We start from the raw sequence: 25,862 nt of genomic DNA, 5'->3' as shown, positions 1-25,862 counted from the left end.
GGGCAAGTCTGCGCTTGCGGTGATCCGAGTCTATCCAAGGCATTCCATCCTCCGGGTAACGAAGCGATCGTCGATTGTCACGGACTGGTGACATTGGCGTGTCCTTGTCTGGCGGGTCGCTCGGCGGCGCCAGGCATCCCTTCCCCCTAGCGTCTCCCTAGGCCGACCGCTCTACGCAGGCAGTCCTCCGCAGGAGGACTTCACGAAGCACGTCGGCACCTCGGATTCAAGCAGAGGAAATCCCCTTACTCCACCACCAGCCGAGGCAATCTCAATGTCACCCGCAAGCCACCCTCGCGGCGGTTCTGCAGGCTCACCTCGCCGCCGTGGGAGTGCGCGATGTTGCGCGCGATGCCCAATCCCAGACCGTAGCCCTGGCCGCGCTCGGAGAGACGGAAGCGTGGCTCGAAGACCTGCTCCAGGCGCTGCTCGGGTACGCCGGGGCCATTGTCGTCGACCTGCAGCACCAGCGCCTCCGGGCTGTCTTCGATGAGCAGCCGGGCGCGCTCGCCGTACTTCAGCGCGTTGTCCAGCAGGTTGCCGATGCAACGCTTGAGCGCCAGCGGCTTGCCCGGATAGGGCTCGCTGGCGGCGCCGATCAGTTGCACGCGGCCGTCGGCCAGATAGGGGCCGGCGATGTGCTGGAGCAACTGGTTGAAGTCCAGCGGTGCGATGTTCTCGTGAATGTCGGTGTCTTTGACGCACTGCAGCGCGCCCTTCACCAGCAACTCCAGTTCGTCGAGGTCCTGGCTGAACTTGTCGCGCTGCGCCTCGTCGTCGAGCAGTTCGACGCGCAGGCGCAAACGGGTGATGGGCGTGCGCAGGTCGTGGGAGATGGCGCTGAATAGCTGGCCGCGCTCGTTCAGGTAGCGATCGATGCTGTCGCGCATGGTGTTGAAGGCGCGGCTGACCTCCACCAGCTCGCGCGCGCCGACCTCTTCCAGCGGCGCCGCCGGGCTGCCCAGCGCCAGCTCGCGGGCGACACGGGCCAGGCGTTTCAGCGGGCGGCTCTGCTGGTGCACCAGCAGCCCGGCGAAGAGCAACAGGAGCAGGCTGGTGAGGACGATGGAAAGCAGCTGCTGCGGCTGCAGCGCCTCCGGCTCCAGGCTGACGTAGGGCGCCGGCATCAGGCTGGCGATGTACAGCCATTCGTTGGCGCCGATGCGGATCTGCGTGACCAGCACCGGCGGCTTCACCGGTTCCAGGGTCAAGGCATAGTGCGCCCAGGAGCGCGGCAGTTCCTCCAGCTTCAAGGCGTTGTTGAACAGGCGCAGGTCGTCGGGGGCGACGAACTCCACCTGCAGCTCGACCTCCTTGCCGAGCTTCTGCCGCATCACCTCGCGGACGATGTCCAGCACCGCCTGCTTGTTCGGCGTATCCGGCAACGCCTGCATCCGCAAGGGCCGTTCGTTGAGCGACACGAAGAAGCGCGTGCCGCCCATGCTGCGCAACTGGTCCAGCACCAGTGAACGGTAGCCCAGCGGCAACGAACGGAAATAGCTGACACTGGCGGCCATGGAATAGGCCAGGCTACGCGAGCTGGTGAGCAGGCCGTCGCGCTGGCTGGAGCGTAGGTGGGAGATCCAGAACAGGCTGGACAGGCCCTGGGCGATGAGGATCGCCAGCAGGGTCAACAGCAGCATGCGCCCGAGCAGCGAGCGCGGCACCGGCGACCAGCGCCGCCAGTCAGCCATGGCTGGCCAGGTGCGGGCGTACCTGCGCCGCCAGCAGGTAGCCACTGCCGCGCACGGTCTGGATCAGCCGCGGCGCCTTGCCGGTGTCGCGCAGGCGCTGGCGCAGGCGGCTCACCGCCATGTCGACGATACGCTCCAGCGGCATCACTTCGCGGCCTCGGGTGGCGTTGGCGATGGTGTCGCGGTCGAGAATCTGTTGCGGGTGGTCGAGGAACAGCTTGAGCAGGGCGAAGTCGGCACCACTGAGGAAAAACTCCTCGCCGTCCTCATGGAACAACCGGTGGCTGACGGTATCCAGGCGCCAGTCCTCGAAGGCGAGAATCTCGCCGCCGCGCACCTGGGTGAACTGCGCGCGACGCAGCAGCGCCTTGATCCGCGCGAGCAATTCGCGCGGGCTGAACGGCTTGCCGAGGTAGTCGTCGGCCCCCAGTTCCAGACCGATCACCCGATCGGCCTCGTCGGAGCTGGCGGTGAGCATGATGATCGGCATGCAGGCCAGGCGCTGGTGCGAGCGTATCCAGCGGCACAGGCTGAAACCGTCCTCGTCGGGCAACATCACATCGAGGATCGCCAGGGCCGCCTCCTCGGCCAGCAAGGCCTGGCGGAAGGCCGCGCCGTTGGCGGCGCTGCGCACCTGAAAGCCGGCGCGGCTGAGGTAGGTTTCCAGCAGTTCGCGGATTTCCTGGTCGTCATCGACCAGGAGAATGGACTTGGCCGGCTGGTTCACGTCTGCGTTCCTTATTGTCATGGCCGCCGTGCAACGCTCAGTCCCCGGCCAGCAGCGCCTGCTCCAGGGCCACGCCGGCGCCGAACAGGCCGGGGTGTTGCGCGGTCATCACCCACACCGGCACCTGGCTCAGGTACGGGCCGCTGGTCTTGCCGCGGGCACAGAAGGCGTCGGCGAAGCCGCTGCGCTGGAAGCGTTCGAGGAAGCGCGGAACGATGCCGCCGGTGATGTACACGCCGCCCAGCGCGCCGACGGTCATCACGGCGTTGCCGGCGACCCGCGCCAGCCACAGGAAGAAGTGCTCCAGCACGGCATCGCAATAGGTGTCGCCGGCCAGGGCGCGCTCGCCGATCTGCGCCGCGCTCAAGGCCAGCGGCGCGACGCCGTCGACCTTGCAGCTGGCTTGGTAGAGATTCTCCAGGCCGCTACCGGACAGCACGCGCTCGGCCGAGACATGGCCGTACTTTTCGCGCAGCTGTTGCCAGATGGCGAAGTCGCGCTCGCCGCTCACCGGCAGGTCGACATGCCCGCCTTCGCAGGGCAGCACGTGCCAGCCGGCGCCGGGCAATGGCAGCAGGCTGGCGACGCCCAGGCCGGTGCCCGGCCCGATGATCAGGCGGGCGCGGCCGTCCAGGGCCGCGCCGTCGCGCACCTGCACCAGGTCGTCGCCGCCCAGGCGCGACGCGGCCCAGGCCATGGTGCTGAAGTCATTGACCAGCAGCAGGTGGCTCAGGCCCAGTTCGGCACGGAAGGCGTCGCGGCTGATCACCCAGTGGTTGTTGGTGAAGCGGAAGTCAGCGTCGCCCACCGGCCCGGCACAGGCCAGGCAGACGTTGTCGATCGCGCTGAGCGGCTGGCCGACGCGTTGCAGATACTCGCGCACCGCATCTTCCGGGCGCGGATAGTCGGCACAGGCGAGGATTTCGATGGCTTCGAGATGCTCGCCACGCCAGAGGGCGAAGCGGGCATTGGTTCCACCGATGTCGCCGACCAGCGCAGTGGCGGTCGGCTGCTGGGGCTTGTTGTTGGAATTCATTGCGAGCTCGGGCAGCTGAAGGGGTTGAGCGGATTCCACGGCAGCGAATGGTCTGCCAAGCGACGTCCTATCGCAAGGCATTCAATTCGGCGCTGAAGGCGCAGGCACCCTCCTCCGCCGAGCTGAAGGACTGACGCATGAAGGCGAACAGCTCGCGGCCGCAACCGCTGCCATCGCCGGCCGGCATCGGCACCGCCACGCGCGCCTGCCACTCGGCCTCGTCGACCAGCACACGCAGCTCACCGGTGGTGCCATCGACGCGCACCAGGTCACCGTCGCGCAGACGCGCCAGCGGGCCGCCAGCGCTCGCCTCCGGCGACACATGGATCGCCGCCGGCACCTTGCCGGAGGCGCCGGACATGCGTCCGTCGGTGACCAGCGCCACCTTGTAGCCGCGATCCTGCAGCACGCCGAGGAACGGCGTCAGCTTGTGCAGTTCGGGCATGCCGTTGGCTCGCGGCCCCTGGAAGCGCACCACGGCGACCAGGTCGCGCTCCAGTTCGCCGGCCTTGAAGGCGGTGGCCAGGCTGGCCTGGTCGTGGAAGATGCGCACCGGCGCCTCGACCACCTGGTGTTCGCTGGCGACCGCGGACACTTTCATCACGCCGCGACCGAGGTTGCCTTCCATCAGGCGCAGGCCACCCTCGGCGGAGAACGGCCGCGACAGCGGACGCAGGACGTCTTCGTCGAGACTGCTGCCCGGGCCGTCGCGCCAGACCAGGCGGCCGCTGTCGAGGAACGGTTCCTGGGTGTAGCGGCGCAGGCCACGGCCGGCGACGGTCTGCACGTCTTCGTGCAGCAGGCCGCCATCGAGCAGTTCGCGGATCAGGTAGGCCATGCCACCGGCCGCCTGGAAATGGTTGATATCGGCCTGGCCGTTCGGGTAGATGCGCGCCAGCAGCGGCACCACGTGGGACAGCTCGGCCATGTCCTGCCAGGTCAGCCGGATACCGGCGGCCTGGGCGATGGCCAGCAGGTGCAGGGTGTGGTTGGTCGAGCCACCGGTGGCCAGCAGCGCCACCACCGAGTTGACGATGGCGCGCTCGTCGATGATCTCGGCCATCGGTACGTAGTTGCCGTTTTCCGGGGTCAGCCGGCTGGCCTGGCGCGCCGCTTCGCGGGTCAGCGCGTCGCGCAGCGGGGTGTTCGGGTTGACGAAGGAGGCGCCCGGCAGGTGCAGGCCCATGACTTCCACCAGCAACTGGTTGGTGTTGGCGGTGCCGTAGAAGGTGCAGGTGCCCGGCGCATGGTAGGAGGCCATTTCCGAGGCCAGCAGCTCCTCGCGGCTCGCCTTGCCCTCGGCGAACAACTGGCGCACCGCGGCCTTCTCCTTGTTGGAGATGCCGGTGGGCATCGGCCCGGCGGGGACGAACACCACCGGCAGGTGGCCGAAGCGCAGCGCGCCGATCAGCAGGCCGGGGACGATCTTGTCGCACACGCCCAGGCACAGCGCGGCGTCGAACATGTTGTGCGACAGGGCGATGGCGGTGCCCATGGCGATCACGTCGCGGCTGGCCAGGGACAGCTCCATCCCCGGTTCGCCCTGGGTCACGCCGTCGCACATGGCCGGCACGCCGCCGGCGAACTGCGCCACCGAGCCGATTTCGCGCAGCGCATCCTTGATCAGTTCCGGGAAGCGCTCCAGCGGCTGGTGCGCGGAAAGCATGTCGTTGTAGGCGGAGACGATGGCGACGTTGGCCTGGTTCATCAGGCGCAAGCGTTGCTTGTCGGTTTCGGAGCAGGCGGCGACGCCATGGGCGAGGTTGCCGCAGGGCAGCGTGCCACGGTGCGGGCCCTTGCCAGCCGCGGCCTTGACCATATCGAGATAGCGCTGGCGAGTGGCGGCGCTGCGTTCCTGGATGCGGCGGGTGACTTCGAGCACGCGGGGGTGCATGGCAGCATTCTCCTACAGACTAACAATTGTTGTTTTTACAACATAATCTTCAGTTAAACGTTATTTACTTTTAACCGGAGAGAAAATTTAATGGTTTTTACCACAAAAACAACACAGAGACGACCTCCATGACCATCCGCCTAGCGATCAACGGATTCGGCCGCATCGGCCGCAATGTACTCCGTGCGCTCTACACCTCCGACTACCGCGAACACCTCGAAGTGGTGGCGATCAACGACCTCGGCGAGGCCGCGATCAATGCCCACCTGCTGCAATACGACAGCGTCCACGGGCGCTTCCCAGGCGCGGTCGAACATGATCACGAAAGCCTGACGGTGAACGGCGACCGCATCGTCGTGAGCGCCCAGCGCGATCCGGCACAACTGCCCTGGAAAGCCCTGGACGTGGATATGGTGCTGGAGTGCAGCGGACATTTCACCCGCCGCGAGCAGGCCGCCGCGCATCTGCGCGCCGGCGCGCGCAAGGTGATCGTCTCGGCGCCCGGCCAGGGTGTCGACGCCACCGTGGTCCACGGGGTCAACCACGGCCTGTTGCGTGCTTCCCACCAGATCATTTCCAACGCCTCCTGCACCACCAACTGCCTGGCGCCGCTGGCCCAGGTGCTGCACCGCGAGCTGCGCATCGAACAGGGGCTGATGACCACCATCCACGCCTACACCAACGACCAGAACCTGTCGGACGTCTACCACAGCGATATCTACCGCGCGCGCTCGGCCACCCAGTCGATGATCCCGACCCGCACCGGCGCCGCCGAGGCCGTCGGCCTGGTGCTGCCGGAGCTGGCCGGCAAACTCACCGGCCTGGCGGTACGCGTGCCGCTGATCAACGTCTCGCTGGTGGACCTGACCGTGCAGGTCGGCCGCGACTGCAGTGCCGAAGCGATCAACCAGTTGTTCAGGATAGCCAGCGAAGGCTCGCGCATCCTCGGCTACAACACGCGCCCGCTGGTGTCGGTGGACTTCAACCACGATCCACGCTCGGCGGTGTTCGACGCCAACCACACCCGGGTCAGCGGCCGGCTGGTCAAGGTCATGGCCTGGTACGACAACGAGTGGGGCTTCTCCAATCGCATGCTGGACAACGCCCTGGCACTGTGGCGGGCGCCGGCCTGAGCGGTCCGCCGCCGGGCGGCGGCAAGGCCTCGCGCCCTGCCGCGCCCGCGTCTCAGCCGAAGAACTCGAGCGCGCCGCTGGCCAGGTGGTAGAGGGCACCGAGCAGTTTGAGCCGCCCGTCCTTTTCCAGCCCCGCCAGCACCGGGCTGTCCTGGCGGATTCGTTCGAGGGTGAGGCGCACGTTGGTCTCCGCCACCGCATCGACGAAGGCGGCGTTCTTCGCGCTGCGCTCGCCGTCGTAGCGGGTTGCCGCGACGGCCGGCTCGATTTTCTCCAGCAAAGCACCCGGATGGCCGAGCTGGGCGCCTTCGATGGCGCCCTTGTCGCCCCGCAGTGGGTGTGGCCCATCACCAGCCGGACACCGCGCAGGCGAATTCCAGACTGCCGAGCAGGTCGGCATTGGCGACGTTGCCGGCCAGAGCCGTCTCAGCGCCATCGGAGAACTCGCAGGAGGCGCAGCGCGAGCCCATGCGAAGGCCGCTTGACGATCGGCCACAAGCGGAAATGAAATCGCCCCGGCTGCATAGCGCAACCGGGGCGATGGGACGAACGCGGTACGGATCAGAGCAGGGTGAACTGCTGCTCCTTCACATCGTCCGAATCCAGGCCGATGTAGACCTTGAAGTCGCCCGGTTCGGAGGCGTAGCGCAGGCTGCTGTCATAGAAGCGCAAGTCTTCCTCGCGGATCGGGAACTCCACGACCTTGGACTCGCCGGGCTTGAGCATCAGCTTGCGGTAGCCCTTCAGCTCCTTGACCGGACGGCTGATGGACGCCGCCACGTCATGCAGGTAGAGCTGCACCACGGTTTCGCCGGCGCGCTTGCCGGTGTTCTTCACGGTGACCTTGGCGGTCAGCGAATCGCCCTTGCGCAGCTTGGCGCTGGACAGCTGGATGTCCGAAACGCTGAAGCGGGTGTAGCTCAGGCCATAGCCGAACGGGTACTGCGGGCCATTCGCCGAATCGAAGTAACGCGAGGTGTACTTGTTCGGGTGCTCGTGGTCGAACGGCCGACCGGTGTTCAGGTGGTTGTAATAGATCGGCACCTGCCCCACCGAGCGCGGGAAGGTCATGGTCAGCTTGCCGGACGGGTTGTAGTCGCCGAACAGCACGTCGGCGATGGCGTTGCCGCCCTCGGTGCCGCTGAACCAGGTTTCCAGGATGGCGTCGGCGATGCCGTCTTCCCAGCTCAGGTCCAGCGGGCGACCGTTCATCAGCACCAGCACCAGCGGCTTGCCGGTGGCCTTGAGGGCCTTGAGCAGCTCGATCTGGCTGAAGGAGATATGCAGGTTGGTCTTGCTCGAGGCTTCGTGGGCCATGCCCTGCGCCTCGCCGACCGCGGCGACGATGACGTCGGCCTTCTTCGCCACTTCCAGCGCTTCGGCAATCACCACTTTCGGGTCGCGGGGGTCGATATCGACATCCGTGTTGTACTCGTTGAGGTACTTGATGATGTCCGGGTTGTTGGTGACGTTGGCGCCCTTGGCGTAGAGCAGTTGCGCCTTGCCACGGGTGGCGTGGCGCATGCCTTCGAGCAGGGTGACGGCCTGGAAGGCCTTGCCGGCGGCGGACCAGCTGCCCATCACGTCGCGCTTGCTGTCGGCCAGCGGGCCGATCAGGGCGATGGTGCCTTCGCGCTTGAGCGGCAGCACATCGTCCTTGTTCTTCAACAGCACCATGCCCTTGCGCGCCACCTCACGGGCGGCATCGCGGTGCAGGCGGCTTTCGGCATCGGTATCCACCGGATCGGCGCCCTGCAGATAGCGGTACGGGTCCTTGAACAGGCCCATGTCCCACTTCGCCGCCAGCACGTCGCGGCAGGCGTTGTCGATATCGCTCTGGCTGATCTCGCCGGCCTTGAGCAGTTCCGGCAGGTGCTTGCCGTAGAGGTCATCGTTCATGTTCATGTCGACGCCGGCCTTGATCGACAGCTTCACCGCCTGGCGCTCGTCGGCGGCCACGCCGTGCTTGATCAGTTCCTTGACCGCGCCGTGGTCGCTCAGGGTCATGCCGCGATAGCCCCACTGGCCACGCAGCAGGTCCTGCAGCAGCCACTTGTTGGCGGTGGCCGGCACGCCATTGATGCTGTTCAGCGACACCATCACCGCGCCGGCGCCGGCATCGATGGCCGCGCGGTACGGCGGCAGGTAGTCCTGGTACATGCGCTGCGGACTCATGTCCACGGTGTTGTAGTCGCGGCCGCCCTCGCCCGCGCCATACAGGGCGAAGTGCTTGACCCCGGCCATGATGGTCTGCGGCTGGTCGAGCCCCTTGCCCTGGTAACCCTTGACCACCGCGGCGGCGACCTTGCTGGTCAGCCAGGCATCCTCGCCGAAGCCTTCGGAAACGCGCCCCCAGCGCGGATCGCGAGCGATGTCCACGGTCGGCGAATACGTCAGGTTGAGACCGTCGGCGCTGGCCTCCAGCGCCGAAATCCGCGCGCTCTCGGTGATCGCCGCCATGTCCCAGCTGGCCGCCAGGCCAAGGCCGATGGGGAACACGGTGCGATGGCCGTGTACCACGTCATAGGCGAAGAACAGAGGAATCTTCAGCCGGCTGCGCATGGCCGCGTCCTGCAGGTCACGGATGCCGGGGCGGACCACGGTGTTGAACACCGCGCCGGTGGTGCCGGCGGCGATCTCCTCGAGCAGCACCGGCTTCGGATGGTCCGGGCCGACGCTGACCAGGCGGAGCTGGCCAATCTTCTCGTCGAGGGTCATGCGCTGCATCAGCTCGCGGATGAAGGCATCCTTCGATTGCCCCGGCGCCGGAACGGCCGGCCCTTCGGCAGCGAGCAGATAAGGGCTGTTCAGTCCCAGCAGCAGGCTGAACCAGCAGATTTGGCTGATAGCGTTTCTTTTCATTATGGGCACTCAGTGGCCCGCGCCAGGGCGCCGGCCGACTGTTCAATGTTGGAAGATCGATAGGCGTGAGAGCCGGGACCTGCCGGGCGACTCCCCAGGGTTCGCCAGCGACGCGCCGCCCGGCGCGGGACATAAGGTCGTCTCGCGGGGCGCGGAAGTCAACGGTGGAAACGTTTCCAGGGCACACGCCCGATCTTTCGGACGCCGGATCAGTGCTCCCGATCGCGGGCCAGGGCTTCCAGCTCCTCGCGCATGGCTTGCGCCAGGGCGCGCTCCTCATCGTATTCATCCGCCACAGCCGGCGGCGCGGCAGGCGTTGTCGCGCTGGCCAGTGGCTCGGCGGCGGGCGGGGCCGGCACCGCGTCCTCCGCGGGGCCAGCCGCCTCCGGCGCGGCGTCGGGCGCCTGCGACTCAGGGTCGCGCGCGACGGGCGGCAGATCGATCAGGTCGTCGAAGTCGGTCTTGATGCCCTGCTCCATCTCGTCCAGCTCGGCGAGCAGGCTGCGGAAGCTGGTTTCCTCGCGCGGTTCGGCGGGCGGCGCCGGCTCCGGCTCTTCGCCGGCCTCGCGCAGGGCCAGATCGGCCAGGGCCTGGATCGACGGCGGGACGTAGTCCTCGTCGAGGATCGGACTGGGCGCCATGGGCGGGACCGGCAACAGCTCCTCCGGCTCGGGCTCCATTTCGCGCAGTTCGGACAGGGGTGGCAGCTCTTCCAGGCTCTTCAGGTTGAAGTAATCGAGGAAGGCGCGGGTGGTGGCGAGCATGGCCGGACGCCCAGGCACCTCGCGGTAGCCGACGATGCGAATCCACTCGCGCTCCATCAGCGTCTTGACGATTTGCGTGTTCACCGCGACGCCACGGATGTCCTCGATCTCGCCGCGGGTGATCGGCTGGCGATAGGCAATCAGCGCCAGGGTTTCCAGCAAGGCGCGGGAATAGCGTTGCGGGCGTTCCTCCCAGAGGCGGCCGACCCAGGGCGACAGCGGCTCGCGAATCTGCAGGCGATAACCGGAGGCCACCTCCTTCAGCTCGAAGGCGCGGCCGGCGCAGGACAGCGCCAGGACCGCCAGGGCATCGCGGAACTGCTGCGGCTCGGGCCGTTCGCCTTCGTCGAACAGCTCGCCCAGGCGCTCCAGCGACAGCGGCCTGCCGGAGGCCAGGAGGATGCCTTCGAGCAGGGTCGCCAGTTCGTGCGGGTCGGAGAGGTTCATGCAAAGGCTCGGTCGGGTCTGCGGTGAGTGCCGGTTCGGCGGAGAAACTACTCAAAGCGCGGCGCCACGGCAATGCCGCGCGGCGCGGATCAGATATCGTCGAATTCGTCGAAGGCCGGCTCCGCGTCTTCATCCGCCAATGCTTCGTCAACCGCTTGCACGGCCTCCCTGGTCTCTTCCGCCTCGACCCGGGCCCGTACGTGGATGGGCGCGAACGCCTCGTTCTGCACCAGCTCCACCAATTGCTCCTTGATCAGTTCGAGGACGGCCATGAAAGTCACCACCACCCCGAGGCGCCCCTCTTCCACCCGGAACAACTGGATGAACGGCACGAAACCGGCGCCCTTGAGGCGTTCGAGAATCTCGCTCATGCGCTCGCGGGTGGAGAGCATTTCGCGGGTCACCTGGTGGCTCTCGAACAGATCGGCGCGGCGCAGCACCTCGCCCATGCACAGCATCAGTTCCTGCAGGCTGACCTCCGGCAGCAGCTTGCGCGCCCGCGCCTCCGGCGCCGCCACGCTCGGCACGACGAAATCGCGCCCCTGGCGCGGCAGACCGTCGAGGTCTTCGGCGGCCTGCTTGAAGCGTTCGTACTCCTGCAGGCGGCGAATCAGCTCGGCGCGCGGGTCGTCTTCCTCATCCTCGACCTCGGCGGAGCGCGGCAGCAGCATGCGCGACTTGATCTCGGCGAGCATGGCGGCCATCACCAGGTATTCGGCGGCCAGCTCCAGGCGCACCGACTTCATCAACTCGACATAGCCCATGTACTGGCGGGTGATTTCCGCCACCGGGATATCGAGAATGTCGATGTTCTGCTTGCGGATCAGATACAGCAGCAGGTCCAGCGGCCCCTCGAAGGCTTCGAGAAAGACTTCCAGGGCGTCCGGCGGGATGTACAGGTCCTGCGGCAGTTCGGTGACCGCCTCGCCATAGACCAGCGCGAGCTGCACCGGCTCGCGGTATTCGGCGGCGCTGGAAGGGTCTTCCGGCTCGGTCATGGTGCTCATCGGCCACTCGTCAGGCGCGGGTTATCGAAGCGGCATTATCCCTGCTTTTCGCCGCCCCGGGGTACTCGCCGCGCGGCGCGCCTCAGCGATAGGCCAGGCCCATGGCCTGGCGCACTTCCACCAGGGTTTCACGGGCCGCCTCGCGGGCACGCTCGGCGCCTTCGGCAAGGATGCTGCGGACCAGTTCGGGATTCTCCTCGTACTCCGTGGCGCGCTGCTGGATCGGCGCCAGCTCCTGGTTGATCGCCTCGATCACCGGGCGCTTGCAGTCCAGACAGCCGATGCCGGCGCTCCGGCAGCCTTCCTGCACCCACTGCCGGCAACTGGCGTCGGAATAGATCAGGTGCCATTGCCACACCGGGCAGTTCTCCGGCTCGCCGGGATCGCTGCGGCGCACCCGCGCCGGGTCGGTGGGCATGCGGCTGATCTTCTCCTCGACCTCGGCCGGCGTCTCGCGCAAGGACAGGGTATTGCCGTGGGACTTGGACATCTTCTGTCCATCCAGGCCCGGCATGCGGGGCGCGTGACCGACCAGGGTCTGCGGCTCGGGCAGCAATACCCGGCTGCTGCCTTCGAGGTAGCCGAACAGGCGCTCGCGATCGCCCAGGGTCAGGCTCTGTTGCTCCTTGAGCAGCGCCCGCGCGGTTTCCAGGGCTTCGTCGTCGCCCTGCTCCTGCCAGGCCTTGCGCAGGCTGCTGTAGAGTCGCGCGGTTTTCTTGCCGAGGCGACCGATGGCGGCCTCGGCCTTGTCCTCGAAGTCCACCTCGCCGCCATACAGGTGGTTGAAGCGCCGCGCCACGTCGCGGGCGAATTCCACATGGGCCAGTTGATCCGAGCCCACCGGCACCAGGCCGGCGCGATAGACCAGGATGTCCGCGGCCTGCAGCAGCGGATAGCCGAGAAAACCGTAGGTCGACAGGTCCTTGTGGCTGAGGCGTTCCTGCAACTCCTTGTAGGTCGGCACCCGCTCCAGCCAGGACAGCGGGCAGATCATCGACAGCAACAGATGCAGCTCGGCGTGCTCGGGCACCTGGGACTGGATGAACAGGGTCGCGGCACTCGGGCTGACGCCCACCGCCAGCCAGTCGACCGCCATGTCGCGGACATACCGGCGAATCTGCCCGACCTCGTCGTATTCGGTGGTCAGGGCGTGCCAATCGACGATGGAAAAGAAACACTCGTACTCGTGCTGCAGGCGGGTCCAGCTCTGCAGGACGCCGTGCAGGTGCCCCAGGTGCAGGCGCCCGGTGGGGCGCATGCCGGACAGCACGCGGCGTTGGGAATCGACATTGCTCAAACGCTAGGCCTCGGGGATGGCGCGAACAGGGGGGCGAGTATGGGCAGGCTCAGGCGTAGACCTGGAAGGGTGTCGGATCGCCGCAGCCGACCCGCACCACCTCCGGCTCCTCGCCGGTGAGATTGATCACCGTGGACGCCTCGACGCCGCCGATACCGCCGTCCAGGACCAGGTCGACCAGGTGTTCGAGGGACTCGCGCATCTCGTAGGGGTCGCTCAGCGGCTCGCTCTCGTCGGGCAGGATCAGGCTCACGCTCATCAGCGGCTCGCCCAGCTCCTGCAGCAGCGCCTGGGCGATCGGGCAGGCCGGCACGCGCAGGCCGATGGTGCGCCGCTTGGGGTGCAACAGCATGCGCGGCACTTCGCGGGTGGCGCTGAGGATGAAGGTGTACGGCCCCGGCGTATGGGCCTTGAGCAGACGGAACAGGCGAGTGTCGACCTTGGCGTAGAGGCCCAGCTCGGACAGGTCGCGGCAGACCAGGGTGAAGTTGTGCTTGTCATCCAGCTTGCGCAGGTGGCGAATGCGCTCCACCGCCGTCTTCTCGCCGAGGCGACAGCCCAAGGCATAGGAGGAATCGGTGGGATAGGCGATCACCCCGCCCTGGCGGACGATTTCCACCGCCTGCTTGATCAGACGCGGTTGCGGATTTTCCGGGTGAATCTGGAAAAACTGACTCATGCAATCTCCTCAGAGGCGTTGGCCGTCCTGGCGAAGCGTTGCCAGAGCACTGGCAAGTCCTCCGGCACAGCTCGATAAAGGCCCAGTTCCGACCACTCACTGGGCCCATGGAAGTCGCTGCCGGCGCTGACCAGCAGGCCGAACTCGCGGGCCAGGATGCTCAAGACGCCGACCTGTTCGGCCGCTTGCGGGCCATTCACCACCTCGATGGCGTGGCCGCCGGCCTGGATGAACTCAGCCAGCAGCTTGCGCCGCTTGGTGCGGGTGAAATCGTACTGATACGGATGCGCCAGGCTCACCCAGGCGCCAGCCGCGCGCAGGGTGCCGACGGCTTCGGCCAGACTCGGCCAGTGCTGCTTGACGTCGCCCAGCTTGCCCGCGCCGAGCCATTTGCGGAACGCCTCGGCGCGCTCGGCGACATAGCCGGCACGCACCAGGTACTCGGCGAAATGCGGACGCGCCGGGGCGTTGTCGCTGTCGCCCAGCTCGCGCTGCACCGCCCGCGCGCCCTCGAAGGCGCCGGGCATGCCCTTGGCCTCCAGGCGCCGGGCAATCTCCTCGGCCCGCGACCATCGGCCGCGATGCAGGTCGTCGAGCGCGCGGAGCAAGGGGTCGGCCTGGCTGTCGAAGGCATAACCGAGCACATGGATGGTGGCGCCGCCCCAGGTGCAGGACAGCTCCACACCATTGACCAGTTCGACTCCCAGCGCCTCGGCAGCGGCACGCGCCTCGGGCAGTCCTTCGAGGGTGTCGTGGTCGGTCAGCGCCAACAGGCGCACGCCGCGCGCATGGGCGCGGGCGACCACGGCGGCGGGCGACAACTGGCCGTCGGAGGCGGTGCTATGGCAATGCAGGTCGACGCGCATGGGCATTCCGGAAAGGTCTTTCCTTCTGTATAGACGCTCGACCGTGAGCATTCACGGCGGGCTCGCGAAGCGCGACGAGACAGGTGACTATTTCAGTTCGTCCGCAGGTTGGTATTATGCCGCCTCAACTGGGCTCTGGCTGCCGTAATGAAGCAATTCATCGATTTCATCCCCCTCATCCTGTTCTTCATTGTCTACAAGCTGGACCCGCGCAGCGTCGAACTCGCCGGTCACTCCTTCAGCCTCGGCGGCATCTACAGCGCCACCGCAGTGCTGATCGGCGCCTCGCTGATCGTCTATGGCACGCTGCTGCTCAAGCAGCGCCGGCTCGACAAGGGCCAGTGGCTGACTCTGGCCGCGTGCCTGGTGTTCGGCGGCATGACCCTGGCGTTCCATAGCGAGACCTTCCTGAAATGGAAGGCGCCGGTGGTCAACTGGCTGTTCGCCCTCGGCTTCCTCAGCAGCACCCTGGTCGGTGACCGTCGCCCGCTGATCCAGCGCATCATGGGCCACGCCGTGCACCTGCCGGAACCCATGTGGCAACGCCTGAACCTCGCCTGGGTGCTGTTCTTCGTGTTCTGCGGCTGCATCCAGCTGTTCGTCGCCTTCACCTTCGAGCGCTTCTGGGTGGACTTCAAGGTGTTCGGCAGCCTGGGCATGACCCTGCTCTTCCTGATCGGCCAGGGTGTATTCCTGGCCCGCCACATGCACGACGCCCCAACCGGCGAAAAGCCCAAGGACTGACATGCTCTACGCAATCATCGCCCGCGACATCACTGCCTCCCAAGAACGTCGTCTGGCCGCCCGTCCGGCGCACCTGGCCCGCCTCGAACAACTGAAGGACGAAGGCCGCCTGGTCCTCGCCGGCCCGCACCCGGCGATCGACAGCGCCGATCCGGGCGCCGCCGGCTTCACCGGTAGCCTGATCGTCGCCGAGTTCGAATCCCTGGCCGCTGCCCAGGCCTGGGCCGACGCCGACCCCTACCGGGCCGCCGGCGTATACGCCGACGTCGTGGTCAAGCCGTTCAAGAAAGTCCTGCCGTAACAGGGCACGCGGCGGCGCAAAGGAGGCGCCGCCCGACCGGGCCTGCCAGCCCGGCTCCGCAGCCGGACATCGCCGGGACGGCGGTGAACGGAGGTCATCCGCGTACAAGGAGTTCCGATGCACCCTCGCTACCTGCTGCCCCTGCTCGTCTGCCTGCATGTGCCGCTCGCCGCCCACGGCGAAGACGCCACTGCCATGACGCCGACGGAAACCACCGCAAGCGCTGACGAAGACACCGCCCAGCGCCTGCAAGAGCAGCAACGCCGCCTGGCCGACACTGAACAGCAACGCGCCGCGCTGGACGACCTGCGCCAGGAAAACCGGCGCCTGAAGCAACAATTGAGCGATGCCCAGGCGCAACGCTCGCCACGCCTGCTCACAGAGGAGCAGAGCTGGTTCGCGACAGGCGCCGCCACTGCCCTCATCGCCTTTGTTCTCGGCGCCCTGAGCCGCGGCATCCGCCGCCGCCAACGCCGCGAGTGGATCAACTGAAAGAAGCCGGATCATGAGTGAGCTGCTGCTGATCGACGACGACCGTGAATTGTGCGACCTGCTGAGCACCTGGCTGACCCAGGAAGGCTTCAGTATCCGCGCCAGCCACGATGGCGGCGCCGCGCGCGCGGCCCTGGCCAGCCGCATCCCCGACGCCGTGGTGCTGGATGTGATGCTGCCCGACGGTAGCGGCCTGGAACTGCTCAAGCAACTGCGTAGCGAACACCCGGACCTGCCGGTACTGATGCTCTCCGGCCGTGGCGAGCCACTGGACCGCATCCTCGGCCTGGAGCTGGGCGCCGACGACTACCTGGCCAAGCCGTGCGACCCCCGCGAACTCACCGCGCGCCTGCGCGCCGTGCTGCGTCGCAGCCACCCGTCGCAGCCCAGCGCGCAGATCGAACTGGGCGACCTGAGCCTGAACCTGAGCCGCGGCATGGTCAGCATCGGGCCACTGGAGGTCAGCCTGACCCTCTCCGAAAGCCGAATCCTCGAAGCCCTGCTGCGCCAGCCGGGCGAGCCGCTGGACAAGCAGGCCCTGGCGCAGATCGCCCTGGGCCGCAAGCTGACGCTCTACGACCGCAGCCTGGACATGCACGTCAGCAACCTGCGCAAGAAACTCGGCGCCCACCCCGACGGGCGGCCGCGCATTCTCGCCCTGCGTGGCCGCGGCTACTTCTACGCCCCCTGAGCCGGCGCGCCCGGAACCGCTCTGCCGCGGGCCTGCGGCAATCTTTACCGAAGCTTTACCAGCGCCTGACCGCCCTTGACCTTGCCATGCCTAGACTGGAGCACATCCGGTAACGACCGGTCCATGAAAGGAGAAGATCCCATGCGCAAGACCCTCACTGCCCTGCTGATCGCCGCGACCCTGCCGACGCTGGCCATGGCCGCCACCGCGAACGACACCACGCCGCCTCCGCCGCCCGGCGCACCGATGATGGACGGCGGCCCGATGATGGGCGGCCACGGCCCGCGCGACCACGGCGGAATGAAAGAACTGAACCTGACCCAGGAACAGCGCCAGAAGCTTGGCAAGCTGATGGGCGAGTCGATGAAGAACCGCCACGACATCAATGAAAAGTACCTGAGCAAGCTGTCGGCGGCCGACCGCAAGGCCATGCAGGATGAGCTGAAGGCCAACCACGACAAGACGCAGAAGGACATCCGCGAGTTGCTCACCCCCGAGCAGCAGAAGAAGTTCGATGAGCTGCAGAAGGATCGCCAGGCACGTCAGGCCGAATGGAGCGAGTTCCAGCAGTGGAAAGCGCAAAAGGAAGGCAAGGGCAACTAAACCCAACGCAGGCAAAGACGCCGGGCACTCCCCGGCGTCTTCGTCATGCCTGCATCACCGATAAGAACGGGCCATGCGACTGAACAGGAAGACCATGCGATCTCTTTTCTGGCGAGTACTCGCCGCTTTCTGGCTCGCCCTGTTGCTGGTCGCCGGTCTGTCGATACTGCTCGGCCGCGCGCTGAACCAGGACACCTGGATCATCGCCCGCTATCCCGGCCTGCACGACCTGGCCAAGCAGTGGACCGTCCTCTATGAACAGCAAGGTCCCGACGCTGCCCAGGCGTTCCTGGTGCAACGCCGCCACGACTTCGAGCTGTCGGTGCAAGTGCTCGACGAAAGCGGTCAGCGCCTGGTCGATGGCACCTACCTGCCACGCCCGCCACGGCCGCCCGAGGAAGGTTTCAATCGCTCCAACCTGCCACGCTTCCCCTGGCGTCAACTGAGCCAGGAATACACCAGCGCGCAGAGCGACCACACCTACCTGTTCATCTACCGCATTCCCCATGGCGCGCTGGAGGCCTGGCACCGCAGCAGCCTCCTCTGGCCACTCAGCGCACTGGGCATCGCCCTGGTGGTGCTGACCATCGTCAGCCTGCTGGTGACCCTGTCCATCACGCGCCCGCTGAACCGCCTGCGCCGTGCCGTGCATGACCTCGGCCAGACCGCCTACCAGCAGGACAGCCTCGCGCGCCTGGCCAAGCGTGGCGACGAACTGGGCGTCCTGGCCCGCGACTTCAACCGCATGGGCGCCCGCCTGCAGCGCCTGATCAACAGCCAGCGCCAACTGCTGCGCGACGTGTCCCATGAACTGCGCTCGCCCCTGGCGCGCCTGCGTATCGCCCTGGCCCTGGCCGAGCGCGCAACGCCCGAAGCGCGCGCCAACATGTGGCCGCGCCTGGAGCAGGAATGCGACCGGCTGGAAGGGCTGATCGGCGAAATCCTCGCCCTCGCCCGTCTCGACGCCGACCCCGGCCCCGCCAGCCATATCGTGCTGCTGCCGCTGCTCGAACGCCTGCGCGAAGACGCCCAACTGCTGGCCCCCGAGCAGCACATCCAGTTGCGCGTCCCGGCCGACCTGGCGCTGGACGGCTGGCCGGACATGCTCGAACGGGCGCTGGACAACCTGCTACGCAACGCCCTGCGCTTCAACCCGAGCAACAAGCCGCTGGAAGTGGATGCCGAAAGCGACGACCAGGTCCTGCGCATCAGCATCCGCGACCACGGTCCGGGGGCCGACGCCGAACACCTGGCGCACCTGGGAGAGCCATTCTTCCGCGCGCCCAACCAGGACAGCCCCGGCCACGGCCTGGGCCTGGCCATCGCCCGCCGCGCGGTGGAGCGGCACGCCGGCCGCCTGCGCCTGGCCAATCATCCCGAGGGAGGCTTCGTCGCCACCATCGAGCTGCCTGTCACCCGCCACATCGCATGAGTCCGCGCGCGCCGCGCGACGGCGCGCATCCTTCTCCGGAGCCGTCCATGAACCTTCCCGCCGAACACCTGCCTGCCCTGCCCCAGCCCCGCCCATCGCTCGCCCGCCTGGCTGGGCAGCCACCCCGCGAAGAGCCGCAGAGCCTGGTGATGGCGGTGGAGCTGGGCATGCTCGCGCAACGCTGGCGGCACTGCTGGCCGGGATTGAGGCTGACGCTGCCGCAAGGCGGTACCTGGCCGCTGCACACCTGGCCGGACGCCCTGCACGAAGCCCTCGATCGACTCATCGAGGGCGCTATTCAGGCACGCGAGAGCACCGCCATCGCCCTGGGCCTGCATCTGGAACGCGGCGGGCTGCGCATCGACGTGAACGGGGTGGATGAACAGGCGCGCGGTTGGCTGCCGGCGGCCACCCAAGCCGCCCGGCAACTGGCCGCCTGGCAGGGCGGCCGCCTGCTCTGGCGCAGCGGCAGCGACGGCTGGAAGCTGCGCCTGAGCCTGCCGCTCAGCCCCGCCAGGCGCTGACGAACGCGGCCGGATCGAGGGGGGTCGGCTGACGCCGCTCACCCGTGGGCGTGCCCAGGTAGATGAAGCCGATGATGCGCTCGTTGGCGCTCAGGCCGAGGCCCTGCTGTACCAGCGGGTCGGAGGCCAGCGCGCCAGTGCGCCAAATGGCCCCCAAGCCTTCGACGAACGCAGCCTGCAGCAGGCCATAGGCGGCACAGCCGGCGGCCAGCAGTTGCTCGATTTCCGGCACCTTGGGATGTTCATGCAGACGCGCGATGGCCACCACCAGGGTCGGTGCGCGCATGGGCATGGCGCGCGCCTTGGCCAGGGCCTCGGGCGTGGCTTCGGGCTGCGCGGCGCGGGTCGCGCGGGCGAACAATTCGCCGAGTTGCCCGCGCGCCTCGCCTTCCACCGTCAGGAAGCGCCAGGGCCGCAGTTGGCCATGGTCCGGCGCGCGCAGGGCGACACGGAACAGACGATCCAGTTGCTCGGCGGAAGGCGCCGGCTCACCCAGGCGGGCATGGGATACACGGTTGACCAGCGCGTCGTAAGCCTCCATGGGCTACCTCCAGCAAGACACAAAGGCGCCATTGTAGACGCAATGCCTTCTCATCCGCCCGGCTTCCAGGCGCGGCAGAGGATGCGCTGCAGGCCATGGGCGCCACGGCCGGCCTCGCCGAGCAGGCCGATGCAGCGCAGCGCCTTGCTGGTGAAGCCTCCCCCGAGGGCCGCCACGCCGGATAGAATGCTCCGTTCCTGCCCGCTGAGTTCGCTACATGGCCCTGCCGACCCTACGCACCCTCGGATTCATCATCGGCCTGTTCCTGATCACCCTGGCGGTCGCCATGCTGGTGCCCGTGGCCACCCTGCTCTACTACAGCCGCGGCGCCGAGCTGCCCCCCTACATCTGGTCGAGCATCATCACCTTCAGCGCCGGCCTCGGCCTGGTGCTGCCCGGTCGTCCCGATCAAGTTCGCCTGCGCCCGCGGGACATGTACATGCTGACGGTATCGAGCTGGCTGATCGTCTGCCTGTTCTCCGCCCTGCCGTTCATCTTCGCCCGCCACATGAGCATCACCGATGCGCTGTTCGAGAGCATGTCCGGCATCACCGCCACCGGCTCCACGGTGCTCAGCGGGCTGGACAGCATGTCCCCGGGCATACTCATCTGGCGCTCGCTGCTGCACTGGCTGGGCGGCATCGGCTTCATCGGCATGGCGGTGGCCATCCTGCCCATGCTGCGCATCGGCGGCATGCGCCTGTTCCAGACCGAGTCCTCGGACCGCACCGACAAGGTCATGCCGCGCTCGCACATGGTCGCCAAGTACATAGTCGCGGTGTACGTCGGTATCACCATCCTCGGCAGCCTGGCCCTCTGGTGGGCGGGCATGGGCCTGTTCGATGCGCTCAATCACGCGATGTCGGCGATCTCCACCGGCGGCTTCTCCACCTCCGACCAGTCCCTGGCCAAGTGGCGGCAGCCGGCGGTGCACTGGGTCGCGGTGGTGATCATGATCCTCGGCAGCCTGCCCTTCTCGCTGTATGTGGCGACCCTGCGCGGTCATCGCCGGGCGCTGCTCAAGGATCACCAGGTGCACGGTTTCCTCGGCTTGCTGCTGGTGACCTGGCTGGTCATGGGCAGTTGGTACGCGCTGAACTCGGACCTGCCCTGGCCGGACGCCTTCCGCATCGTCGCGGTGAACGTCACCTCGGTGGTCACCACCACCGGCTTCGCCCTGGGCGACTACAGCCTGTGGGGGCATTTCTCCATCATGCTGTTCTTCTACCTGGGCTTCATCGGCGGCTGCTCCGGCTCCACCGCCGGCGGCATCAAGATCTTCCGCTTCCAGGTCGCCTACACCTTGCTCAAGGCCAACCTGTACCAACTGATCCACCCGCGCGCGGTGCTCCGCCAGAGCTATAACGGCCACCGCCTGGACGAAGAAATCGTCCGTTCGATCCTGACCTTCTCGTTCTTCTTCGGCGCCACGGTCGGCCTCCTCGGCCTGGCCCTGACTTTCCTCGGTCTGGACTGGATGACCGCGCTGACCGGCGCCGCCAGTACCGTGGCCGGCGTCGGTCCGGGCATGGGCCCGGTGATCGGCCCCTCGGGCAACTTCGCGCCGTTGCCGGACGCCGCCAAGTGGCTGCTCTGTGCCGGGATGCTCTTCGGCCGCCTGGAAATCCTTACCGTACTGGTGCTCTTCACCCCGGCCTTCTGGCGCCACTGAGGCGCCTTCTGCCGCAACGCCTCAGCCGATCAACCCGGCGGCGATATTGATGCTCAAGCCGAGGATCGCGGTGTTGAACAGGAAGAAGATGATCGACTGTCCCAGGGCCAGTTTGCGCAACACCGGCGAAGCGATGGCGATATCCGAGGTCTGCACGGCCACGCTGAGGGTGAAGGAGAAGTAGAGGAAGTCCCAGTAATCCGGCTCGCAAGGGGCGTCAGGAAACTGCAGCGGCGCCTGCTGCGCCGGCGCGAGGTAATACAGGCGTGCGTAATGCATGGCGAACAAGGTACCGATGAGGAACCAGGAGCCCAGCACCGTGCTGCCGGTGAAGGCATAGCGCAGCAGCTTGTCGCTGCCATGCAGGTCACGCGCCGCGGCCAGCTCGAAAATGATCGCAACCAGGCTGGCAAGCCCCGCCAGGCAGACCAGCACCAGCACCGCCCTGGCGTTCTCGTCCTCGACATCGGCCAGGCGCCGGACCTGCGCCGCCGTCGAACGGGTCGCCAGAATGGCGATCAGCAACACGTATAACCAGGCCGCGGTATTCCAACCGACCAGGACACGCATCAGCGGCCCCAGCGGCACGGCGAGCGCCACCAGCACACCGACGATCGCAGCGACGAGCAACCGCGGATGGGTACGCAACAGCGCAGGGCTCAAGCGCATAGGACGCGCCCCTTGCTCCAGGGCGCTGATGGACGGAGATGACACAGGTGTCGCGGCATGATCGGGCTCTCCTGACGCTGGCGGTTGCCGGCGCCGAGCGGCTAATAGGCGCTGGGCCGCAGGCGCTGGGCGAATTCGTCGAGCTGTTTCTGCTCGCGCTTGTCTTCGAGCAGGCGCGCTTCTTCACGATAGCGCTCGACCAGCTTACGCAGCCCCTCCAACCGCGCGTATTTCTCCTGCCAGGCGCCACGGGCCTTGTCGACCACCTCGCGTTGCCAGTCGAGGCTGCGGTTCTGTTGCTCGACCGCGGCCTCCAGCTGCGACAGAAAGCGCTGGTAGTTCATCAGCCATTGCCCGCTGACGCCTTGTTGGCCGCGCTCGATCCATTGCTGCTGGTAGTCACCGCGGAAGCGCTCCAGTTCAGCCAGCTTGCGCTGCGCCTGCAGCAGTTGATTCTGCGCCAGGCCGAGCTGGCGCGCGGCTTCTCGTTCGGCTTTCAGGGCCATGTCGACGACCGGGGCCAGGCGCTCGGCACGGCGGCTCATGCTGGCTGCCGCCCCGTCGTGACGACTTGGGCTTCGCGAGGCTCAGTCCATGCGACGCATGCCGCCATGGCGCGCACCTCAGCCAGCCCTGCCGGACAGCACGGCGTCCAGCAGCAGGGCGCTGTCGTCGAGGTTCTGGCTTTCGGTCAGGCCCTGGCGCAAGAACTGGCGCATGATCGGGAAACGCGCGATGGCCAGGTCGGTCTCGGCATCGCCGCCGGCCACGTAGGCGCCGACACTGATCAGGTCGCGGCTTTGCTGATAGCGCGACCACAGCTGCTTGAAGCGCTGGGCGTTCTGCAACTGCTCGGGGCTGACCACCTGGGGCATGACCCGGCTGATCGAGGCCTCGATGTCGATGGCCGGGTAATGGCCTTCCTCGGCCAACCGGCGCGACAGCACGAAGTGCCCGTCGAGCACGCCGCGGGCGGCGTCGGCGATCGGGTCCTGCTGGTCGTCACCCTCGCTGAGCACTGTGTAGAACGCGGTGATCGAGCCGCCGCCCTTCTCGCCGTTGCCGGCTCGCTCCACCAGGCGCGGTAGCTTGGCGAACACCGACGGCGGATAGCCCTTGGTCGCCGGCGGCTCGCCGATGGCCAGGGCGATTTCACGCTGGGCCTGGGCGAAGCGGGTCAGCGAATCCATCAGCAGCAGGACGTTCTTGCCCTTGTCACGGAAGTATTCGGCGATCCGCGTGCAGTACATGGCCGCGCGCAGGCGCATCAACGGCGCATCGTCGGCCGGCGAGGCGACCACCACGGAGCGTTTCAGGCCTTCCTCGCCGAGGATGTGCTCGATGAATTCCTTGACCTCGCGGCCCCGCTCGCCGATCAGCCCGACCACGATGATGTCGGCCTTGGTGAAGCGGGTCATCATGCCCAACAGCACGCTCTTGCCCACGCCGGTGCCGGCGAACAGACCGAGGCGCTGGCCTCGGCCAACGGTGAGCAACGAGTTGATCGAACGGATGCCGACGTCCATCGGCTCATGGATGGGTTCGCGCGCCAGCGGGTTGATGATCGGGCCGTCGATCGGCACCCAGTCTTCCGCGCGCATACCGCCCTTGCCATCCAGGGCGCGGCCCACGCCGTCGAGCACGCGGCCGAGCATGGACATGCCCATCGGCAGCCGGCCGCTTTCCGGCAGCGGTACCACGCGGGCGCCGGGGGCGATGCCAGCGAGGCTGCCGACCGGCATGAGAAATATCTTGCTGCCGGAGAAGCCCATGACCTCGGCTTCGACCTGTACCGGATGGTAGCCACCGTCGTTGATCACCAGACAGCGGCTGCCCACTGCGGCTTGCAGTCCCTCGGCTTCGAGGGTGAGGCCGATCATGCGCAGCAGGCGCCCTTCCACCACCGGCTGCGCCGGAAGATTGGCGACATCGAGATAACCTTGCAGGCGCTTACCGAAACTGACCCGCTCAAGGCGCATCGGCGGCCCCCAGGTCGATGTGCAGGTCCGCTTCCAGGGGATGAGTGGCCTGGTCGCGCTGTTGCTCGAACAACTGCTTGGTGATTTGCGCCAGGCGCGTTTCGATGCTGGCGTCGATGCGCGAATGCTCGGTTTCGATCCGGCAACCGCCGGGCAGCAGCTCCTCGTCTTCGAGGATGCGCCAGCTTTCCTCATGCCGCTCGCGCAACGCCTTGACCAGTTCGAAGTCCTGCGGATTGACGTGAATGCGCACGTTCTGCGCGCCCATCGGCAGCAGCTTGAGGGCTTCGCGCAGCACCTGGCGCACCTGGCTGGAATCGTTGGACAGCTCGCGCTGGATGACCTGGCGAGCGATCTGGCCGACCAGATTGACCAGGACCTGCTCGATCAAGCGATCCTGTTCGGCGATGGGCTCGAACAACTGGCTCATCAGGGTTTCCAGCTGCTTGACGCGCTCCTGCAAGGCCTCGTCGGCCTCCTGGCGGGCCTTGAGCTGGCCGGTGTGGAAACCGTCTTTCTCGCCGGTGCTGAAGCCTTCGTTATAGGCGTCCTGACGGATCGCCTCGAGTTCCTCGAGGGTCAGGGGTCTGACGTCCTCGACCGGGACCTCTTCCACCGCCGGCACGTCAGGCTCTTCCGGCAGCGGTTCGGGCTCGGGCTCCGGCAGCTCCACCACCGGGTCGAAACTGGGCAGCGACCAGAGGTCGAAACCGCCAACGTCACGCGCGCGAATCAGGTCGCTGGAGTCGACGTCCTGGTCGCCCCTGGGTTTAGCGGGTAATACCACTTAAATCATCTCCTCGCCGCCCTTGCCACCCAGGGTGATCTCGCCGGATTCGGCCATGCGCCGGGCGATGGTGAGGATTTCCTTCTGCGCGCCTTCCACTTCGCTGACGCGCACCGGGCCCTTGGCCTCGAGGTCGTCACGCAGCAGCTCGGCGGCACGCTTGGACATGTTGCGGAAGATCTTTTCGCGAACGGCCTCGTCCGAGCCTTTGAGGGCCAGCACCAGGACATCGGAGGACACCTCGCGGAGCAGCGCCTGGATACCACGGTCGTCGACATCGGCGAGGTTATCGAAGACGAACATCAGGTCCTCGATCTGCCCGGAGAGGTCTTCGTCCACTTCGCGGATGGAGTCCATCAGCGCGCCTTCGACCGAGCTGTCGAGGAAGTTCATGATGTCCGCCGCGCGCTTCACGCCGCCCATGGTGGTGCGAGTGGCATTGGCGTTGCCGGCGAACTGCTTCTCCAGGATCAGGTTGAGTTCCTTCAGCGCCGACGGCTGCACGGTGTTCAGCGAGGAAACGCGCAGGACGATGTCCAGGCGCACCTTGTGGTCGAAGTGATTGAGCACTTCGGCGGCCTGGTCGGGATCGAGGTAGGCGACCACGATGGCCTGAATCTGCGGGTGCTCGTAGCGGATCACATCGGCGACCGCGCGCGGCTCCATCCACTTCAGGCTGTCCAGGCCGCTGGTGTTGCCACCGAGCAGGATGCGGTCGATGAGGTTGTTCGCCTTATCCTCGCCGAGCGCCTGAGTCAGCATCTTGCGGATATAGCCATCGGCGCCGACGCCGAGGCTGGTCTGATCGCCGACCACTTCGACGAACTCGCTCATCACTTGCTCGACCTGATCGCGGTGCACGTTGCGCATCTGCGCCATGGCCACGCCGACCTTCTGCACTTCCTTCGGCCCCATGTGCCGCAGCACCTGCGCCGCGTCGGTCTCGCCGAGCGACAGCAGGAGAATGGCGGCTTTGTCGACCTTGCTCAGTTTGGCGGCTGCGCGCGACTCGCTCATACAA

General features: G+C 67.1%; 28 protein-coding genes. 9 read left to right on the top strand and 19 right to left on the bottom strand.

Annotated elements, in window-relative coordinates; all coding sequences use genetic code 11:
• Positions 1-245 precede the first annotated feature (245 nt).
• The 4 genes from BLQ74_RS01955 to edd form a co-directional block, all read right to left on the bottom strand.
• Entirely contained in the window at positions 246-1,667 is a 1,422-nt protein-coding gene (locus tag BLQ74_RS01955) for an ATP-binding protein (protein ID WP_090261153.1), read from the bottom strand.
• A 19-nt stretch (positions 1,668-1,686) separates the two neighbouring features.
• A complete protein-coding gene (gene gltR / locus BLQ74_RS01950) occupies positions 1,687-2,442 on the bottom strand; it encodes a two-component system response regulator GltR (protein WP_425287470.1) in 756 nt (251 codons plus the stop codon).
• Positions 2,443-2,458: 16 nt separating this feature from the next.
• Positions 2,459-3,457, bottom strand: a complete 999-nt coding sequence (locus BLQ74_RS01945) for a glucokinase (RefSeq protein WP_090260312.1) — start codon at positions 3,455-3,457, stop codon at positions 2,459-2,461.
• A gap of 67 nt (positions 3,458-3,524) precedes the next feature.
• Positions 3,525-5,351, bottom strand: a complete 1,827-nt coding sequence (gene edd / locus BLQ74_RS01940; RefSeq protein WP_090260310.1) for a phosphogluconate dehydratase — start codon at positions 5,349-5,351, stop codon at positions 3,525-3,527.
• Positions 5,352-5,479: 128 nt separating this feature from the next.
• Here edd and gap point away from each other — a divergent pair, with 128 nt between their 5' ends.
• The gene (gene gap / locus BLQ74_RS01935; protein WP_090260308.1) at positions 5,480-6,484 is read left to right on the top strand and encodes a type I glyceraldehyde-3-phosphate dehydrogenase; all 1,005 of its coding nucleotides are present in this window, start codon (positions 5,480-5,482) and stop codon (positions 6,482-6,484) included.
• Positions 6,485-6,536: 52 nt separating this feature from the next.
• Here gap and BLQ74_RS27530 read toward each other — a convergent pair whose 3' ends face one another.
• From BLQ74_RS27530 to BLQ74_RS01900, 8 genes are all read right to left on the bottom strand, one after another.
• The gene (locus tag BLQ74_RS27530) at positions 6,537-6,884 is read right to left on the bottom strand and encodes a carbonic anhydrase (RefSeq protein ID WP_280139812.1); all 348 of its coding nucleotides are present in this window, start codon (positions 6,882-6,884) and stop codon (positions 6,537-6,539) included.
• Positions 6,832-6,954 carry a hypothetical protein gene (locus tag BLQ74_RS27895; protein ID WP_280139813.1) on the bottom strand — a complete coding sequence of 41 codons (123 nt, stop codon included), beginning with the start codon at positions 6,952-6,954 and terminating at the stop codon, positions 6,832-6,834. Before BLQ74_RS27895 ends, BLQ74_RS27530 begins: the two co-directional genes overlap by 53 nt.
• A gap of 91 nt (positions 6,955-7,045) precedes the next feature.
• Positions 7,046-9,331: a beta-glucosidase BglX gene (gene bglX, locus BLQ74_RS01925; protein ID WP_244507141.1), complete on the bottom strand. Its 2,286-nt coding sequence runs from the start codon at positions 9,329-9,331 to the stop codon at positions 7,046-7,048.
• A 224-nt stretch (positions 9,332-9,555) separates the two neighbouring features.
• Positions 9,556-10,557, bottom strand: a complete 1,002-nt coding sequence (scpB, locus tag BLQ74_RS01920) for an SMC-Scp complex subunit ScpB (RefSeq protein ID WP_090260304.1) — start codon at positions 10,555-10,557, stop codon at positions 9,556-9,558.
• An 89-nt stretch (positions 10,558-10,646) separates the two neighbouring features.
• Entirely contained in the window at positions 10,647-11,435 is a 789-nt protein-coding gene (locus BLQ74_RS01915; RefSeq protein WP_170842763.1) for a segregation and condensation protein A, read from the bottom strand.
• A 211-nt stretch (positions 11,436-11,646) separates the two neighbouring features.
• Positions 11,647-12,861: a tryptophan--tRNA ligase gene (locus BLQ74_RS01910; protein WP_090260302.1), complete on the bottom strand. Its 1,215-nt coding sequence runs from the start codon at positions 12,859-12,861 to the stop codon at positions 11,647-11,649.
• 49 nt (positions 12,862-12,910) lie between these two features.
• Positions 12,911-13,540, bottom strand: coding sequence for an L-threonylcarbamoyladenylate synthase (locus BLQ74_RS01905; protein ID WP_090260300.1), 630 nt, complete (start codon positions 13,538-13,540; stop codon positions 12,911-12,913).
• Positions 13,537-14,406, bottom strand: a complete 870-nt coding sequence (locus BLQ74_RS01900; RefSeq protein ID WP_090261149.1) for a PHP domain-containing protein — start codon at positions 14,404-14,406, stop codon at positions 13,537-13,539. The genes BLQ74_RS01905 and BLQ74_RS01900 overlap by 4 nt, the downstream gene beginning before the upstream one ends.
• Positions 14,407-14,553: 147 nt before the next feature.
• Here BLQ74_RS01900 and BLQ74_RS01895 point away from each other — a divergent pair, with 147 nt between their 5' ends.
• From BLQ74_RS01895 to BLQ74_RS01865, 7 genes are all read left to right on the top strand, one after another.
• Positions 14,554-15,150 carry a septation protein A gene (locus tag BLQ74_RS01895; protein ID WP_090260298.1) on the top strand — a complete coding sequence of 199 codons (597 nt, stop codon included), beginning with the start codon at positions 14,554-14,556 and terminating at the stop codon, positions 15,148-15,150.
• A gap of 1 nt (position 15,151) precedes the next feature.
• On the top strand, positions 15,152-15,451 hold the full coding sequence (locus BLQ74_RS01890; RefSeq protein ID WP_090260296.1) for a YciI family protein: 300 nt from the start codon (positions 15,152-15,154) through the stop codon (positions 15,449-15,451).
• A 117-nt stretch (positions 15,452-15,568) separates the two neighbouring features.
• On the top strand, positions 15,569-15,943 hold the full coding sequence (locus tag BLQ74_RS01885; RefSeq protein WP_090260294.1) for a hypothetical protein: 375 nt from the start codon (positions 15,569-15,571) through the stop codon (positions 15,941-15,943).
• A 13-nt stretch (positions 15,944-15,956) separates the two neighbouring features.
• Complete coding sequence (locus BLQ74_RS01880) at positions 15,957-16,634, top strand: response regulator transcription factor (protein WP_090260292.1); 678 nt, start codon at positions 15,957-15,959, stop codon at positions 16,632-16,634.
• 141 nt (positions 16,635-16,775) lie between these two features.
• Complete coding sequence (locus BLQ74_RS01875; protein WP_090260290.1) at positions 16,776-17,237, top strand: Spy/CpxP family protein refolding chaperone; 462 nt, start codon at positions 16,776-16,778, stop codon at positions 17,235-17,237.
• A 94-nt stretch (positions 17,238-17,331) separates the two neighbouring features.
• On the top strand, positions 17,332-18,669 hold the full coding sequence (locus BLQ74_RS01870) for a sensor histidine kinase (protein WP_090260288.1): 1,338 nt from the start codon (positions 17,332-17,334) through the stop codon (positions 18,667-18,669).
• A gap of 47 nt (positions 18,670-18,716) precedes the next feature.
• On the top strand, positions 18,717-19,193 hold the full coding sequence (locus BLQ74_RS01865) for a hypothetical protein (protein ID WP_090260285.1): 477 nt from the start codon (positions 18,717-18,719) through the stop codon (positions 19,191-19,193).
• Here the strand turns inward: BLQ74_RS01865 and BLQ74_RS01860 are convergent.
• Together BLQ74_RS01860 and BLQ74_RS27890 are read right to left on the bottom strand one after the other, a co-directional pair.
• Positions 19,174-19,734, bottom strand: coding sequence for a nitroreductase family protein (locus tag BLQ74_RS01860; RefSeq protein WP_090260282.1), 561 nt, complete (start codon positions 19,732-19,734; stop codon positions 19,174-19,176). The two genes, BLQ74_RS01865 and BLQ74_RS01860, sit on opposite strands and share 20 nt — an antisense overlap.
• A 50-nt stretch (positions 19,735-19,784) precedes the next feature.
• Complete coding sequence (locus tag BLQ74_RS27890) at positions 19,785-19,910, bottom strand: hypothetical protein (protein ID WP_280139802.1); 126 nt, start codon at positions 19,908-19,910, stop codon at positions 19,785-19,787.
• Positions 19,911-19,951: 41 nt separating this feature from the next.
• Between BLQ74_RS27890 and BLQ74_RS01855 the strand changes: the two genes are divergently transcribed.
• Positions 19,952-21,406 carry a TrkH family potassium uptake protein gene (locus BLQ74_RS01855; RefSeq protein ID WP_090260280.1) on the top strand — a complete coding sequence of 485 codons (1,455 nt, stop codon included), beginning with the start codon at positions 19,952-19,954 and terminating at the stop codon, positions 21,404-21,406.
• A gap of 21 nt (positions 21,407-21,427) precedes the next feature.
• Here the strand turns inward: BLQ74_RS01855 and BLQ74_RS01850 are convergent, their stop codons facing one another.
• The 5 genes from BLQ74_RS01850 to fliG all read right to left on the bottom strand — a co-directional run bounded on the left by BLQ74_RS01850 (position 21,428) and on the right by fliG (position 25,858).
• Positions 21,428-22,075 (bottom strand): DUF1345 domain-containing protein, encoded by a 648-nt coding sequence (locus tag BLQ74_RS01850; RefSeq protein WP_090260278.1) that lies wholly within the window; start codon positions 22,073-22,075, stop codon positions 21,428-21,430.
• Between the two features lie 101 nt (positions 22,076-22,176).
• Positions 22,177-22,620 (bottom strand): flagellar export protein FliJ, encoded by a 444-nt coding sequence (fliJ, locus tag BLQ74_RS01845; protein ID WP_090260276.1) that lies wholly within the window; start codon positions 22,618-22,620, stop codon positions 22,177-22,179.
• Between the two features lie 78 nt (positions 22,621-22,698).
• Positions 22,699-24,054 carry a flagellar protein export ATPase FliI gene (gene fliI, locus BLQ74_RS01840; protein ID WP_090260275.1) on the bottom strand — a complete coding sequence of 452 codons (1,356 nt, stop codon included), beginning with the start codon at positions 24,052-24,054 and terminating at the stop codon, positions 22,699-22,701.
• Entirely contained in the window at positions 24,044-24,841 is a 798-nt protein-coding gene (gene fliH, locus BLQ74_RS01835; RefSeq protein WP_090260273.1) for a flagellar assembly protein FliH, read from the bottom strand. The genes fliI and fliH overlap by 11 nt, the downstream gene beginning before the upstream one ends.
• Entirely contained in the window at positions 24,842-25,858 is a 1,017-nt protein-coding gene (fliG, locus tag BLQ74_RS01830) for a flagellar motor switch protein FliG (protein ID WP_090260271.1), read from the bottom strand.
• Between the last annotated feature and the right edge of the window lie 4 nt (positions 25,859-25,862).

Source organism: Pseudomonas panipatensis (genome assembly GCF_900099785.1).
In the GTDB taxonomy this organism is placed as follows: domain Bacteria; phylum Pseudomonadota; class Gammaproteobacteria; order Pseudomonadales; family Pseudomonadaceae; genus Pseudomonas; species Pseudomonas panipatensis.
The sequence above is the reverse complement of the archived record's forward strand: the minus strand, read 5'-3'. Positions and strand labels throughout refer to the sequence as shown.

Excerpts from the sequence above, each read along its gene's own strand:
- gltR (WP_425287470.1), bottom strand. The coding sequence starts at position 2,442 with ATGACAATAAGGAACGCAGACGTGAACCAGCCGGCCAAGTCCATTCTC.
- BLQ74_RS01945 (WP_090260312.1), bottom strand. The coding sequence starts at position 3,457 with ATGAATTCCAACAACAAGCCCCAGCAGCCGACCGCCACTGCGCTGGTC.
- edd (WP_090260310.1), bottom strand. The coding sequence starts at position 5,351 with ATGCACCCCCGCGTGCTCGAAGTCACCCGCCGCATCCAGGAACGCAGC.
- gap (WP_090260308.1), top strand. The coding sequence starts at position 5,480 with ATGACCATCCGCCTAGCGATCAACGGATTCGGCCGCATCGGCCGCAAT.
- BLQ74_RS27530 (WP_280139812.1), bottom strand. The coding sequence starts at position 6,884 with ATGCCGACCTGCTCGGCAGTCTGGAATTCGCCTGCGCGGTGTCCGGCT.
- BLQ74_RS27895 (WP_280139813.1), bottom strand. The coding sequence starts at position 6,954 with ATGGGCTCGCGCTGCGCCTCCTGCGAGTTCTCCGATGGCGCTGAGACG.
- scpB (WP_090260304.1), bottom strand. The coding sequence starts at position 10,557 with ATGAACCTCTCCGACCCGCACGAACTGGCGACCCTGCTCGAAGGCATC.
- BLQ74_RS01905 (WP_090260300.1), bottom strand. The coding sequence starts at position 13,540 with ATGAGTCAGTTTTTCCAGATTCACCCGGAAAATCCGCAACCGCGTCTG.
- BLQ74_RS01900 (WP_090261149.1), bottom strand. The coding sequence starts at position 14,406 with ATGCGCGTCGACCTGCATTGCCATAGCACCGCCTCCGACGGCCAGTTG.
- BLQ74_RS01895 (WP_090260298.1), top strand. The coding sequence starts at position 14,554 with ATGAAGCAATTCATCGATTTCATCCCCCTCATCCTGTTCTTCATTGTC.
- BLQ74_RS01890 (WP_090260296.1), top strand. The coding sequence starts at position 15,152 with ATGCTCTACGCAATCATCGCCCGCGACATCACTGCCTCCCAAGAACGT.
- BLQ74_RS01885 (WP_090260294.1), top strand. The coding sequence starts at position 15,569 with ATGCACCCTCGCTACCTGCTGCCCCTGCTCGTCTGCCTGCATGTGCCG.
- BLQ74_RS01880 (WP_090260292.1), top strand. The coding sequence starts at position 15,957 with ATGAGTGAGCTGCTGCTGATCGACGACGACCGTGAATTGTGCGACCTG.
- BLQ74_RS01875 (WP_090260290.1), top strand. The coding sequence starts at position 16,776 with ATGCGCAAGACCCTCACTGCCCTGCTGATCGCCGCGACCCTGCCGACG.
- BLQ74_RS01870 (WP_090260288.1), top strand. The coding sequence starts at position 17,332 with ATGCGATCTCTTTTCTGGCGAGTACTCGCCGCTTTCTGGCTCGCCCTG.
- BLQ74_RS01865 (WP_090260285.1), top strand. The coding sequence starts at position 18,717 with ATGAACCTTCCCGCCGAACACCTGCCTGCCCTGCCCCAGCCCCGCCCA.
- BLQ74_RS01860 (WP_090260282.1), bottom strand. The coding sequence starts at position 19,734 with ATGGAGGCTTACGACGCGCTGGTCAACCGTGTATCCCATGCCCGCCTG.
- BLQ74_RS01855 (WP_090260280.1), top strand. The coding sequence starts at position 19,952 with ATGGCCCTGCCGACCCTACGCACCCTCGGATTCATCATCGGCCTGTTC.
- BLQ74_RS01850 (WP_090260278.1), bottom strand. The coding sequence starts at position 22,075 with ATGCGCTTGAGCCCTGCGCTGTTGCGTACCCATCCGCGGTTGCTCGTC.
- fliJ (WP_090260276.1), bottom strand. The coding sequence starts at position 22,620 with ATGAGCCGCCGTGCCGAGCGCCTGGCCCCGGTCGTCGACATGGCCCTG.
- fliI (WP_090260275.1), bottom strand. The coding sequence starts at position 24,054 with ATGCGCCTTGAGCGGGTCAGTTTCGGTAAGCGCCTGCAAGGTTATCTC.
- fliG (WP_090260271.1), bottom strand. The coding sequence starts at position 25,858 with ATGAGCGAGTCGCGCGCAGCCGCCAAACTGAGCAAGGTCGACAAAGCC.